Annotated in this window: 10 protein-coding genes and 2 tRNA genes; 10 read left to right on the top strand and 2 right to left on the bottom strand. The window is 69.6% G+C overall.

Translation table 11 applies throughout. From position 1 onward, the window contains the following. Positions 1-7: 7 nt before the first annotated feature. The gene (locus LY05_RS07110) at positions 8-346 is read right to left on the bottom strand and encodes a P-II family nitrogen regulator (RefSeq protein ID WP_072745736.1); all 339 of its coding nucleotides are present in this window, start codon (positions 344-346) and stop codon (positions 8-10) included. Positions 347-572: 226 nt separating this feature from the next. Between LY05_RS07110 and LY05_RS07105 the strand changes: the two genes are divergently transcribed. The 10 genes from LY05_RS07105 to LY05_RS07060 all read left to right on the top strand — a co-directional run bounded on the left by LY05_RS07105 (position 573) and on the right by LY05_RS07060 (position 12829). Next, complete coding sequence (locus LY05_RS07105; RefSeq protein ID WP_346265229.1) at positions 573-2213, top strand: NAD(P)H-hydrate dehydratase; 1641 nt, start codon at positions 573-575, stop codon at positions 2211-2213. A gap of 96 nt (positions 2214-2309) precedes the next feature. Next, positions 2310-2394 (top strand) — tRNA-Leu (locus tag LY05_RS07100). A 42-nt stretch (positions 2395-2436) separates the two neighbouring features. Continuing rightward, positions 2437-3768, top strand: a complete 1332-nt coding sequence (gene tig / locus LY05_RS07095) for a trigger factor (RefSeq protein WP_072745737.1) — start codon at positions 2437-2439, stop codon at positions 3766-3768. Between the two features lie 194 nt (positions 3769-3962). Further along, positions 3963-4589, top strand: a complete 627-nt coding sequence (locus LY05_RS07090) for an ATP-dependent Clp protease proteolytic subunit (protein ID WP_148922640.1) — start codon at positions 3963-3965, stop codon at positions 4587-4589. 177 nt (positions 4590-4766) lie between these two features. Continuing rightward, a complete protein-coding gene (gene clpX, locus LY05_RS07085) occupies positions 4767-6035 on the top strand; it encodes an ATP-dependent Clp protease ATP-binding subunit ClpX (RefSeq protein WP_148922639.1) in 1269 nt (422 codons plus the stop codon). A 284-nt stretch (positions 6036-6319) separates the two neighbouring features. Further along, entirely contained in the window at positions 6320-8731 is a 2412-nt protein-coding gene (gene lon / locus LY05_RS07080) for an endopeptidase La (protein WP_148922638.1), read from the top strand. 194 nt (positions 8732-8925) lie between these two features. Next, a complete protein-coding gene (locus tag LY05_RS07075) occupies positions 8926-9774 on the top strand; it encodes a VPLPA-CTERM sorting domain-containing protein (RefSeq protein WP_148922637.1) in 849 nt (282 codons plus the stop codon). Between the two features lie 73 nt (positions 9775-9847). Further along, positions 9848-9923: transfer RNA gene (locus LY05_RS07070), tRNA-Val, on the top strand. Between the two features lie 178 nt (positions 9924-10101). After that, positions 10102-11745, top strand: a complete 1644-nt coding sequence (gene pyrG, locus LY05_RS07065; RefSeq protein ID WP_072745741.1) for a CTP synthase — start codon at positions 10102-10104, stop codon at positions 11743-11745. 532 nt (positions 11746-12277) lie between these two features. Continuing rightward, the gene (locus LY05_RS07060; RefSeq protein ID WP_170258878.1) at positions 12278-12829 is read left to right on the top strand and encodes an IS110 family transposase; all 552 of its coding nucleotides are present in this window, start codon (positions 12278-12280) and stop codon (positions 12827-12829) included. Here LY05_RS07060 and LY05_RS07055 read toward each other — a convergent pair. Then, the coding region (locus LY05_RS07055; RefSeq protein ID WP_148922635.1) for an integrase core domain-containing protein at positions 12826-13152 on the bottom strand (327 nt) is incomplete at its 5' end. The genes LY05_RS07060 and LY05_RS07055 overlap by 4 nt on opposite strands.

The raw sequence follows: 13152 nt of genomic DNA, 5'->3' as shown, positions 1-13152 counted from the left end.
GCGGGCGTCAGAGCGCCTCGACGCCCTCTTCGCCGGTGCGGATGCGGATGGCCTGCTCGACCGGGGTGACGAAGATCTTGCCGTCGCCGATCTTGCCCGTGCGCGCGGCCGAGATGATGGCGTCGATCGCCTTCTCGACCATGTCGTCGTCCAGCACGACCTCGATCTTCATCTTGGGCAGGAAGTCCACGACGTATTCGGCGCCGCGGTAAAGCTCGGTATGGCCCTTCTGGCGTCCGAAGCCCTTGGCCTCGATGACCGAAAGGCCCTGCACGCCGACCTCCTGGAGCGCTTCCTTCACCTCGTCCAGCTTGAAGGGCTTGATGATGGCTTCGATCTTCTTCATCGGCGTCGGTTCCCTTTCGCTGCGGCGGCGCCGCGGGCGGCTTGCGGCCGCGCGCGCGTCCGCGTTCAATGCGCAGCACATGCGAAGCATTTCGCGCGGCCCGATTCAACGCTCGGGCCGCGGCGCGATGCGAGAAGCGGGCGGAAATCGCGACGGGCGCCCATGGATCGGGCAAAGTGCACAATGTTTGGGCGCCGCGTGAACGCGCGGCCGGAGGCGAAGCGGGATGACGAACGAGGCGGGCGCGGAATCGGCCATGGGCGGCGGCGCATGGGGCGCCTTCGACGGCCCCACGGTCGAGCTGCTGGACGGCGCGCGCATGCGCGCGCTCGAGCAGGCGCAGATGGCGGCGGGCCGCATCTCAGGGCTCGAGCTGATGGAGGCGGCGGGCGCGGCCATCGTCGCGGCGCTGTCGTCGGCGCGGCCCGAGCTGGCGCGGCGCGGCGGGCGCGCGGCGGTTCTGTGCGGGCCGGGCGCCAATGGCGGCGACGGATTCGTGGCGGCGCGGCGCCTGGCCGGGCGCGGCTGGGCCGTCGAGGTCTTCATGCTGGGCGACCCCGCGCGCCAGCCGCCCGACGCCGCGGCCAACCGGCGCCGGTGGGAGGGGCTGGGCCCCGTGCGCGACATCGCGCGGGCGGCCGATGCGGCGCCGGGGGCGTTCGACGCGGTGATCGACGCGGGCTTCGGCACGGGGCTGTCGCGGCCGATCCCGCGGACGCTGCGCGCGGCGCTGGACGCGGCCTCGCGCGGGGCGTTCGTCGTGGCGGCGGACATGCCCTCGGGCTGGTGCGCCGACAGCGGCCGCCATCTGGGCGAGGGGCCGGCGCCTGCGCGCGGGGCGGATCTGACGGTCACCTTCCACCGCCCGCGCCTGGGGCATGCGCTCGGGGACGGGCCGCGCGCGGTCGGGCGGCTGGTCGTGGCCGACATCGGGCTGCCGCAGGACCCGATCGCGGACGCGCCGCTTCTGTTCCTCGGGCCGCCGCGGGGGCTGGACAAGGCCGCCGCGGGCCCGCGCGCGCACAAATACGTCCATGGCCATGCGCTGGTGCTGGCCGGCGGCTGCGGCAAGGGCGGCGCGGCGCGGCTGGCGGCGCGCGCGGCGCTGCGGGTGGGGGCGGGGCTGGTCACCGTCGCGCCGCCGCCCGAGGCGCTGGCCGAGAACGCGGCCCGGCTCGACGCGGTGATGCTGCGTCCCGTGGCCGACGCCGAAGCCTTGCGCCGGGCGCTGGCCGATCGGCGCATCAACGCGCTGGCGCTGGGGATGGGGCTGGGCGCGGATGCGCGCGCGCGGGCGCTGACGCTGGCCGCGCTCGAAAGCGGGCGCGCGGCGACGCTGGACGCCGACGCGCTTGGCGCCTTCGCCGCCGATCCCGCGCCGTTCTTCGCCGCGCTGCGGCCCGATTGCGTCCTGACCCCGCATGAGGGCGAGTTCGCGCGCCTGTTCCCGGACCTGGCCGAGCGGCTGCGCGCGCCGGCGCTTGCGGGCCCGGCCTTCTCGCGCCTCGACGCGGCGCGCGCGGCGGCGCGGCGCGCGGGCGCGTGCGTGCTGCTCAAGGGGCCCGACACGGTGATCGCTTCGCCCGACGGCGCGGCGATGGTGCATCTGGCCGCCGGCCCGCGCGCCGCGCCCTGGCTGGCGACGGCGGGGGCGGGCGACGTCCTGGCGGGGCTGATCGCGGGGCTGACTGCGCGCGGCTTCGCGCCGCTCGAGGCCTGCTCCGCGGCGGCGTGGCTGCATGTCGAGGCGGCGCTGCGCGTCGGCCCCGGCCTGATCGCCGAGGATCTGCCCGAGGCGCTGCCCGCCGTCCTGCGCGCGCTGCCGCCCGCCGGCGCGGCCCGCGCGCCCTGGCCCTGGGGCGGCTGATTTTCGACTCGCGCGCGACGGGCAAGCCTGTTAGGAAGCGCCGGACTCCGGCCGCGATGGGACCGGCGGCGGTTCGGTCCGGCGGACGGAAGGGCTGCGGGCGTGGCGGAACTGGCAGACGCACTTGGTTTAGGTCCAAGCGCCGCAAGGCGTGGGGGTTCGAGTCCCTCCGCCCGCACCATGCGCGCCGCAGGCCGCGAAACGACGAGGAATGAGGACGAGAATGCAGGACACCGAAACGCAGTCGAATGGTCTCAAGCGCGAGCACGCGATGACCGTGCCCGCCGCGGACCTGGCGGCGAAGATGAACGAGAAGCTCGAGGCGGCGCGCGAGACCGTCCAGCTCAAGGGCTTCCGCAAGGGCAAGACGCCGCTGCCGCTGCTCAAGAAGATGTTCGGCAAGTCCCTGATGGGAGAGGTCGTCCAGGAGGCGGTGGACGCCGCCGTGCGCGCGCATTTCGAGAAGACCGGCGACCGCCCGGCCATCCAGCCCGACATCCGCATCACCAACGAGAACTTCGACGAGGGCGACGATCTGAACCTGTCGCTGACCTATGAGGTGCTGCCCGAGATCCCCGAGACCGACTTCTCGGTCATCAAGCTCGAGCGCCTCGTGGTCGAGGTCGAGGATTCGGCGGTCGACGAGGCGCTGGCCAACCTGGCCGAGAACGTCAAGGACTTCGCCCCGCGCGAAGAGGGCGAGGCGGCCCAGAACGGCGACCAGGTGGTGATCGACTTCGTCGGCAAGCTGGACGGCGAGCCCTTCGAGGGCGGCGCGGCCGAGGACTACCCGCTGGTGCTGGGCTCGGGCGCGTTCATCCCCGGCTTCGAGGAGCAGATCGTCGGCGCCAAGGCGGGCGATGAGATCGAGGTGAAGGTCGCCTTCCCCGAGAATTACGGCGCCGAGAACCTTGCCGGCAAGGACGCGGTGTTCGAGGTCAAGGTCAAGGAGGTGCGCGCGCCCCAGGCCGCCGCCATCGACGACGAGCTGGCCAAGAAGTTCGGCGTCGAGGATCTCGAGACCCTCAAGTCCCAGCTGCGCGAGCGCCTGGGCGAAGAGTTCAAGGGCGCCGCGCGCGCGCTGCTCAAGCGCAAGCTGCTGGACGCGCTGGACGAGATGGTGAAGTTCGACCTGCCCCCGACCCTGGTCGAGCAGGAGGCGCAGCAGATCGCCCACCAGCTGTGGCACGAGGAGCACCCCGAGGTGCAGGGCCACGACCACCCCGAGATCGAGGTGACCGACGAGCACCGCAAGCTGGCCGAGCGCCGCGTGCGGCTGGGGCTGCTTCTGGCCGAGCTGGGCCGGCGCAACGAGATCGAGGTGACCGAGCAGGAGCTCAACCAGGCGATCTTCAACCAGGCGCGCCAGTATCCGGGGCAGGAGAAGGCCTTCTTCGACTTCGTGCGCCAGAACCCGCAGGCGCTGCAGCAGATCCGCGCGCCCCTCTTCGAGGACAAGGTGGTGGATTACGTGCTCGAGCTGACGCAGATCGAGGACAAGACCGTCACCAAGGACGAGCTGCAGAAGGCCCTCGAGGCGCTCGAGCAGGACTGACGCGGCCCCGCGCGCCCCGGCGCGCGCCCGGCCCCGACGACGACGGCGACGACCACGGCCCGCGGCCTCCGCCGCGGGCCGTTCGCGTCGCGCCCCTTGAAGCCCTTCGCGCCACGGACTACACCGGAGGCGGAGCGATGACGAAACGCCGGCCGGATCCGCCGTCCGGCCCGCTGAAAGAGGCCAAAGAGAACATGAAAGACCCCGTCGAGCACTACATGAACACCCTCGTCCCGATGGTGGTCGAACAGACCGCGCGCGGCGAACGCGCCTACGACATCTTCTCGCGCCTGCTCAAGGAGCGCATCATCTTCGTCTCGGGCCCGGTCCATGACGGCATGGCGACGCTGATCGTCGCGCAGCTGCTGTTCCTCGAGGCCGAGAACCCGAAGAAGGAAATCGCCATGTACATCAACAGCCCCGGCGGCGTCGTCACGGCCGGGCTGTCGATCTACGACACCATGCAGTACATCCGCCCCAAGATCTCGACGCTGTGCGTGGGGCAGGCGGCGTCGATGGGCTCGCTGCTGCTGGCGGCGGGCGACAAGGGGATGCGCTTCGCGCTGCCCAACAGCTCGATCATGGTGCATCAGCCCTCGGGCGGCTTCCAGGGGCAGGCGACGGACATCGCGATTCACGCCCGCTACACCCTTGATCTGAAGGAGCGGCTGAACAAGATCTACGTCAAGCACTGCGGCCAGGAATACAAGGCGGTCGAGGACGCGCTCGAGCGCGACAACTTCATGACCCCCGAGCAGGCGCGCGACTGGGGTCTGATCGACGAGATCGTGACCAGCCGCGAGGCGCCCAAGGACGCCTGACCGCAGCCGCCGCGCCGTCCGCGGCGCGGCGCATTCGCCTTGCACCCGGCGGCGCATCATGCACCAATGGAGGGCAGGACGGATTCGAACCGGACGACGCGCTCACCAACTGTTCACCTTGTTCGTGGATAGAGAGACGTCGAAGACACCCAGCGCCCCGCGGGGCGGGAGAAGTTGATGACGAAGACAACCGGCCAGGACTCCAAGAACACCCTCTACTGCTCCTTCTGCGGGAAGAGCCAGCACGAGGTTCGCAAGCTCATCGCGGGGCCCACGGTCTTCATCTGCGACGAGTGCGTCGAGCTGTGCATGGACATCATCCGCGAGGAGGCGAAATCCTCGCTGGTGAAGTCCTCGGACGGCGTGCCCACCCCGCAGGAGATCTGCAAGGTCCTCGACGACTACGTGATCGGCCAGGAGACCGCCAAGAAGGTGCTCTCGGTGGCCGTCCACAACCACTACAAGCGGCTGCACCACGCCCAGACCAAGGGCGACGTCGAGCTGTCCAAGTCGAACATCCTGCTGATCGGTCCGACGGGCTGCGGCAAGACGCTGCTGGCGCAGACGCTGGCGCGCATCCTCGACGTGCCCTTCACCATGGCCGACGCCACGACGCTAACCGAGGCGGGCTATGTCGGCGAGGATGTCGAGAACATCATCCTCAAGCTGCTCCAGGCCGCCGACTACAACGTCGAGCGCGCCCAGCGCGGCATCGTCTACATCGACGAGGTCGACAAGATCAGCCGCAAGTCGGACAACCCCTCGATCACCCGCGACGTGTCGGGCGAGGGCGTGCAGCAGGCGCTGCTCAAGATCATGGAGGGAACGGTCGCCTCGGTGCCGCCCCAGGGCGGGCGCAAGCATCCCCAGCAGGAGTTCCTGCAGGTGGACACGACCAACATCCTCTTCATCTGCGGCGGCGCCTTCGCCGGGCTGGACAAGATCATCGCCCAGCGCGGCAAGGGTTCGGCCATCGGCTTCGGCGCCGAGGTGCGCGCGGACGACGACCGCGGCGTGGGCGACATCCTGCAGGATCTCGAGCCCGAGGATCTGCTCAAGTTCGGCCTCATCCCCGAATTCGTCGGCCGCCTGCCCGTGATCGCCACGCTGCGCGACCTTGACGAGGACGCGCTGGTCACCATCCTCACCCAGCCCAAGAACGCGCTGGTCAAGCAGTATCAGCGCCTGTTCGAGATGGAGAACGTGAAGCTCAGCTTCACCGAGGACGCGCTGCGCGCCGTCGCCCGCAAGGCGATCGAGCGCAAGACCGGCGCGCGCGGCCTGCGCTCGATCCTCGAGAACGTGCTGCTCGACACCATGTTCGAGCTGCCGGGCTCGGAGGGCATCGAAGAGGTGGTGGTCAACGCCGACGTGGTCGAGGGGCGCGCCAAGCCGCTGCTGATCTACGCCGACAAGGCGACCGAGAAGGCCGGCGCCGGCGCCTGAGCTCGGGCGGATCGGGGAATGCCGGCGCCGAGGCCCCGAGCCGGGCGAGGAATCCGGGGCGCGGGGCCCGGCGGGTTCGGGAAAGCCCGAGCGCCGGCGGCGCGGCGCAACATCTTGGGGCGTCGCGCGGCCCGAACGCCGGATCTGGCGGCGGCGCGCAGCCGCGCGGCGCGTCCGCGCCTTGAAACGCCGCGCCGCAGCCACCACATATCACGGCAACGCATCCATGGGAGCGCGCCGGTCGCCGTCGAACGGGGCCGCGCGCTCTGCAAGAAGGAAACGCCATGACCGAACATTCCACCCAAACCCATGTCACGCTGCCGGTCCTGCCGCTGCGCGACATCGTGGTCTTTCCGCACATGGTCGTGCCCCTGTTCGTCGGCCGCGAGAAATCCGTGCGGGCGCTCGAGGCGGTCATGCGGGACGACAAGCAGATCATCCTGGCCAGCCAGATCGACGCGGCCGAGGACGATCCCGGCCCCGACGGCATCTACAAGACCGGCGTCGTGGCCAATGTGCTGCAGCTGCTCAAGCTGCCCGACGGCACCGTCAAGGTGCTGGTCGAGGGCCAGAGCCGCGCGCGCATCGAGAAGTTCCTCGAGGTTGACGGTCATTTCGAGGCCGAGGCCGAGCTCGTCCCCGACGAGCTGGGCGACCCCGCCACGGTCGAGGCGCTGGTGCGCTCGATCGGCGAGGAGTTCGAAAAATACGCCAAGCTCAACAAGAACATCTCGGACGAGGCCGTCGCCGCCATCGAAGAGACCGAGGACCCCGCGCGCCTGGCGGACGTGATCGCCAGCCATCTGGGCATCAAGATCGCCGAGAAGCAGAAGCTGCTTGAGGAGCCCACCGTCGAGAAGCGGCTCGAGGCCATCTACGGGCTGATGCAGGCCGAGATCTCGGTGCTCAAGGTCGAGCGCCGGATCAAGTCGCGCGTCAAGACCCAGATGGAGAAGACCCAGCGCGAGTATTACCTCAACGAGCAGATGAAGGCGATCCAGCGCGAGCTGGGCGAGGGCGAGGACGGCCGCGACGAGGCCGCCGAATACGAAGAGCGCATCAAGAAGACCCGCCTTTCCAAGGAGGCGCGCGAAAAGGCGCTGGCCGAGGTCAAGAAGCTGCGCCAGATGGCGCCGATGTCGGCCGAGGCCACGGTGGTGCGCAACTATCTCGACTGGCTGCTGTCGATCCCGTGGGGCAAGCGCAGCCGCGTCAAGACCGATCTCGAGAACGCCCGCCGCATCCTGGACGAGGACCATTACGGCCTCGAGAAGGTCAAGGAGCGCATGATCGAGTATCTGGCCGTGCAGGCGCGCAGCCGCAAGCTCAAGGCGCCGATCATCTGCCTCGTGGGGCCGCCGGGCGTGGGCAAGACCAGCCTCGGCAAGTCGGTGGCGCGCGCCACCGGGCGCGAGTTCATCCGCATCAGCCTGGGCGGCGTGCGCGACGAGGCCGAGATCCGCGGCCACCGGCGCACCTATATCGGCGCCATGCCGGGCAAGATCATCCAGGCCATGAAGAAGGCCAAGACGATCAACCCGCTCATCCTGCTCGACGAGATCGACAAGATGGGGCAGGACTTCCGCGGCGATCCGGCCAGCGCGATGCTCGAGGTGCTCGACCCCGAGCAGAACGCCACCTTCATGGATCATTACCTCGAGGTCGAATACGACCTGTCGAACGTGCTGTTCTTCACCACGGCCAACACCTACAACATGCCCCGGCCGCTGCTGGACCGCATGGAGATCATTCCCATCTCGGGCTACACCGAGGATGAGAAGATGCAGATCGCGCGCCGTCACCTCCTGCCCAAGCAGGAGAAGGCGCACGGCCTGAAGAAGGGCGAGTTCGAGCTCACGGACGAGGCGCTGACCTTCATCGTGCGCCGCTACACCCGCGAGGCGGGCGTGCGCAACCTCGAGCGCGAGCTGGCCAAGCTGTGCCGCAAGGCGGTGACCGAGATCGTCAAGGGGCAGGCCGAGAAGATCGTCGTCACCCCCGAGAAGGTCGAGGAGTATCTGGGCGCGCCGCGCTTCAAATACGGCCTGGCCGAGGAGACGGACCAGGTCGGCGTGACCACGGGCCTGGCCTGGACCGAGGTCGGCGGCGACCTTCTGTCGATCGAGGCGCTCAAGCTGCCCGGCAAGGGCCGGATGAAGACCACCGGCAAGCTGGGCGACGTGATGAAGGAATCGATCGACGCGGCCTCGTCCTATGTGCGCTCGAAGGCGGTCGAGCTGGGCGTCAAGCCCACCGTGTTCGAGAAGGTGGACATCCACGTCCACGTTCCCGACGGCGCCACGCCCAAGGACGGCCCCTCGGCCGGCATCGCCATGGTGACGTCGATCGTCTCGGTGCTGACCGACATCCCGGTGCGCAAGGACGTGGCCATGACGGGCGAGGTCTCGTTGCGCGGGCATGTCCTGCCCATCGGCGGGCTGAAGGAGAAGCTTCTTGCGGCGCTGCGCGGCGGCATCCGCACGGTGCTGATCCCGAAGGACAACGTGAAGGACCTGCGCGAGATCCCCGACAACGTGAAGGAGGGGCTCGAGATCATCCCGGTCGAGAACGTCAGCGAGGTGCTGGCCATCGCGCTGACGCGCAAGCCCGAGCCGATCGAGTGGTCCGAAGAGGACGAGCCCGCCGCGCCGGCCAAGGCCGAGCGCGCCGAGGAAAGAGAGATCCGGGCGCACTGAGGGCCCCGTCCCGAAACGGCGCGACGCGCCCTGGCCCCGCCGGTTTGCCCGGCGGGGCTTTTTCGCGTCCGCGCCCTCGATTGCCGCAAACGCGCATCTTGCCGTCAGGCGCAGTTCATCCGCGGGCGTGAATCATGGAACCGGCCCGGGCCGCCCCGATCCGAGGCCGGACCGATCTGAGGGAGAGCGATTTCATGACCAGAAGTTTCGCCATCTGCGCCGCCGCCGCGCTTGGCGCCGCGCTCGGCGCCGCGCCGGCGCAAGCCTATGAGGTCTTTTTCGGCGCCGACCCCGGGGCGGGCGGCGCCATGGTCGCGGGCGGGGCGAGCGCCGCGCGCGCGGCCTTCCTGGCGCGCCTCGACGATGCGGGGATCGAGGATTTCGAATCCTGGACCGAGGGCGACGTGCTGCCGGCCGAGCTCCGCCCCGCCGTCTTCGCCGGATCGCCCGACCCGACGACCGCGACCCTGACGCCGGGCGATGCGGGAACGCTGGCGCGATCGACCGCGCTTGTCACGAACACCGCCGCCGAAGGCGCCTTCCCCGCCTCGGGCGATCGTTACCTGATCGTCAGCCAGGCCAGGAACCTCGAGGTCGTTCCCATCGGCGAAGAGCGACCCGAAGATCCGCCGGCGCTGATCGTCGATTTCGGCGCGCCGGTTTCGGCCTTCGGCTTTTACGGCATGGGGATGAGCGACCATCTCTGGGGCGCGCAGGTCAACCTCATCCTCTCGAACGGCGACGAATTCGCGGTGAGCCCGACCGACCCCGCGCCCGAGGGCGACCTTCTGTTCTTCGGCATCGCGGCGCAGAGCGCGGCCGAGACGTTCTCGAGCGTCGTCTTCGAGGTGCGGCCCTTGGCGGGCCTGGGCACGACGGGCGATACGACCGATCCCTTCGGCCTCGACGATCTGATCGTCGGCGCCCCGCGCGCGGCCTCGCCGCCGGCGGGCGTGCCGCTGCCCGCCGCGGGGCTGTTGCTGACGGCGGGCATCGGCGCGCTGGCGGGATTGGGGCGCGGGCGGGCGCGCGCGGCGCGTTGACCCGGGGGCCTCGCCGCGGCGGGCGGGCGGCTGGATTGACCCTGCGCGCCGCCTGGCCTAAGCACGGATGGCCGGGCGGTTAGCTCAGCTGGCAGAGCGCCTCGTTTACACCGAGGATGTCGGGAGTTCGAACCTCTCACCGCCCACCATATCTCGTCGCGCGCCTTGTGGCGGCCGACGAAATCCCGTATCTGCTGACTCCCGTGACGACGCGCCGGACGGCCCCGCGGCCCCGAGCGCGTCGCGGCGATTCATGGCCCCCCGCGGGGCGCAGGGCGGCGCTCGTTCCGCCCCGCGCGCGGGACGGCAAGCAACGGGACGACACGCATGGCGCGCTACATCTTCATCACCGGCGGGGTCGTATCGAGCCTGGGGAAGGGCCTGACCTCGGCCGCCCTGGGCGCGCTGCTTCAGGCGCGCGGATACTCGGTGCGGCTGCGCAAGCTGGACCCCTATCTGAACGTCGATCCGGGCACGATGAGCCCCTTCGAACATGGCGAGGTCTTCGTCACCGACGACGGCGCCGAGACGGATCTGGATCTTGGCCATTACGAGCGCTTCACCGGCGTGGCGGCGCGCCGCACCGACAGCGTCTCGTCCGGGCGCATCTACTCGAACGTGCTCGAGAAGGAGCGGCGCGGCGACTATCTGGGCAAGACCATCCAGGTCATTCCCCACGTCACCAACGAAATCAAGGACTTCCTGGCCATCGGCGATGACGAGGTCGATTTCCAGCTGTGCGAGATCGGCGGCACGGTGGGCGACATCGAGGGGCTGCCCTTCTTCGAGGCCATCCGCCAGTTCGCCCAGGACCGCCCGGCGGGCGAGTGCATCTTCATCCATCTGACGCTGCTGCCCTGGATCGCGGCGGCGGGCGAGCTCAAGACCAAGCCGACGCAGCACTCGGTCAAGGAGCTGCGCGCCATCGGCATCGCCCCCGACATCCTTGTGTGCCGCGCCGAGCACCCGATCCCGGCCAAGGAGCGCGCCAAGCTGGCGCTGTTCTGCAACGTGCGCCCCGAGCGGGTGATCGCGGCGCTGGACCTGAAGTCGATCTACGAGGCGCCGCTGGCCTATCACGCCGAGGGGCTGGACCAGGCGGTGCTGGACGCCTTCCGCATCTCGCCCGCGCCGCGGCCCGATCTGCGCAAGTGGCAGGAGGTGGCCGAGCGCGTCAACAACCCCGACGGCGAGGTGCGCATCGCCATCGTCGGCAAATACACCCAGCTCGAGGACGCCTACAAGTCGATCAACGAGGCGCTGACCCATGGCGGCATCGCCAACCGCGTGCGCGTGCGCGTCGAGTGGATCGACGCCGAGATCTTCGAGAGGGGCGATCCCTCGCCGCATCTCGAGGGGTTCCACGGCATTCTCGTGCCCGGCGGCTTCGGCGAGCGCGGCACCGAGGGCAAGATCAACGCCGCCCGTTTCGCGCGCGAGCGCAAGATCCCCTATCTGGGAATCTGCCTGGGCATGCAGATGGCGGTGATCGAGGCGGCGCGCAATCTGGCCGGCGTGCGCGACGCGGGGTCCGAGGAGTTCGACCACGAGGCGGGCGCGCGCCGCTTCACCCCGGTCATCTACCACATGAAGGAGTGGCTCGAGGGCGACCGCAAGGTCACGCGCTCGGAGACCGACGACAAGGGCGGCACCATGCGCCTTGGCGCCTACGAGGCCGTCCTGGCCGAGGACAGCCGCGCCGCCCAGATCTACGGAACCACCCGCATCAGCGAACGCCACCGCCATCGCTACGAGGTGGACATCGCCTTCCGCGAGAAGCTCGAGAAGCACGGGGTCCGCTTCTCGGGGCTTTCGCCCGACGGCAAGCTGCCCGAGATCATGGAGATCCCGGACCACCCGTGGTTCATCGGCGTGCAGTTCCACCCCGAGCTCAAGTCCAAGCCCTTCGATCCGCACCCGCTGTTCCGCAGCTTCGTCAAGGCGGCGGTCGAACAGTCGCGCCTGGTCTGACGGCGCGATCGCCCGCAGGTCCTGCGGCGGGGCGGCCCGAAGCCGGACGAGCCCGAGGGGGCGTCGGGGCCAGGGGCCGCCCCGGGCCCGCGTCGCGCGCCCTCGGAGGCGTCGGGGTCCGGCTTGGCGGCTGCGCGCCGGACGCGCTTGACGGCGCGTGGGCGGCGGCCCCACCGTCGGGCGCGATGGCGCCCGAGCGCCTGCAACAGGGCCGGCGCGCGCGCCATGCGAGGCGGCGGGGTTCGGCGTCGGGCGCGGCGCAGTCGGCTTCGCGCCGCATCGCGCGCGCAGGGCGCGCCACGGGGGCGCTTCGGGCAGGCGCGGCGGCCTTGTCTTATGAATTCGGGAGGTTCCGTGGTTAGAAGGGACCCACTGCCCGCCACGCCATTTATGGCGGGCAGTGGCGGCGGTTGGATCGAGGAGGCCTGGGTCTTCAGGAGCGTTTCTGAGTAGGATCGACCGCCGTCTTCACCACGGGCCTGAACGGATACGCGTGTTTGAGCCACGCATGACAATAACAGGACGGGCGAAGATGACGGAGCATGGCATCGGGATCGACATTTCCAAATCCCACCTCGACGTTTTTCATCTGGAGACGCAGACGGCGAAGCGGTTCGAGAATTCGGCGAGCGGCTTTCGCGCTCTACGCAAATGGCTGTCGCCGCTGGCGGTGGCGCGGGTGGTGTTCGAGGCGACCGGCCCCTATCACCGCGCCTTCGAGAAGGCGTTTTCCAGCAAGCTCCCGCTTGTGAAGGTCAACCCTCTGCAAGCCCGGCGCTTCGCGCAGGCTTGCGGGACGCGGGTCAAGACCGATGCGGTGGACGCCCGCCTTCTGGCGCGGATGGGGGATGCGCTCGCGCTGGTCCCCGATGTGCCGGTTTCGGAAAAGACACATGATCTGCGTGACTTGCAGGTCGCGCGGACGGCCCTGACCAAGGAGCGCACCCGGCTGCGCAACTGCGGCCAGATGCAGACCAGCGCGGTTCTCAAACGCCAGACCAAAGCCCGCCTGGCGCTGGTCGAGCGACAGATCGCCGAGCTGAACGACGAGATTGCGAAGCGCATCGCTTATGTGTTCTCTTAACCTTCTTGACTGACGAATGACATGACGGTTTCGATGGGGCGTCTGCCCTGGTTTCGGTAGCCCAGATGCGGGCGCTCGGTATTGTAGTGCACCAGCCAGGCGTCGAGGTCGGCCTGCAGCGCTTCCACGGTCTCGTAAAAGGTCTCGCGCATCTTCACCCGGAAGAACTCGTCCAGCACAGTGCGGTTGAAGCGCTCGACGAAGCCGTTCGTCTTGGGGCTGCGGACCTTCGTTCGGCGGTGCTCGATGTCGTTCAGGTCGAGGTAGAGCTCGTAGGGGTGGTTCTCGGTGCCGCAGAACTCGCGACCATTGTCCGTCAGCAC

Source organism: Oceanicella actignis (assembly GCF_008124525.1).
Taxonomy (GTDB): Bacteria; Pseudomonadota; Alphaproteobacteria; order Rhodobacterales; family Rhodobacteraceae; genus Oceanicella; species Oceanicella actignis.
The sequence above is the reverse complement of the archived record's forward strand: the minus strand, read 5'-3'. Positions and strand labels throughout refer to the sequence as shown.

Excerpts from the sequence above, each read along its gene's own strand:
- LY05_RS07110 (WP_072745736.1), bottom strand. The coding sequence starts at position 346 with ATGAAGAAGATCGAAGCCATCATCAAGCCCTTCAAGCTGGACGAGGTG.
- LY05_RS07105 (WP_346265229.1), top strand. The coding sequence starts at position 573 with ATGACGAACGAGGCGGGCGCGGAATCGGCCATGGGCGGCGGCGCATGG.
- tig (WP_072745737.1), top strand. The coding sequence starts at position 2,437 with ATGCAGGACACCGAAACGCAGTCGAATGGTCTCAAGCGCGAGCACGCG.
- LY05_RS07090 (WP_148922640.1), top strand. The coding sequence starts at position 3,963 with ATGAAAGACCCCGTCGAGCACTACATGAACACCCTCGTCCCGATGGTG.
- clpX (WP_148922639.1), top strand. The coding sequence starts at position 4,767 with ATGACGAAGACAACCGGCCAGGACTCCAAGAACACCCTCTACTGCTCC.
- lon (WP_148922638.1), top strand. The coding sequence starts at position 6,320 with ATGACCGAACATTCCACCCAAACCCATGTCACGCTGCCGGTCCTGCCG.
- LY05_RS07075 (WP_148922637.1), top strand. The coding sequence starts at position 8,926 with ATGACCAGAAGTTTCGCCATCTGCGCCGCCGCCGCGCTTGGCGCCGCG.
- pyrG (WP_072745741.1), top strand. The coding sequence starts at position 10,102 with ATGGCGCGCTACATCTTCATCACCGGCGGGGTCGTATCGAGCCTGGGG.
- LY05_RS07060 (WP_170258878.1), top strand. The coding sequence starts at position 12,278 with ATGACGGAGCATGGCATCGGGATCGACATTTCCAAATCCCACCTCGAC.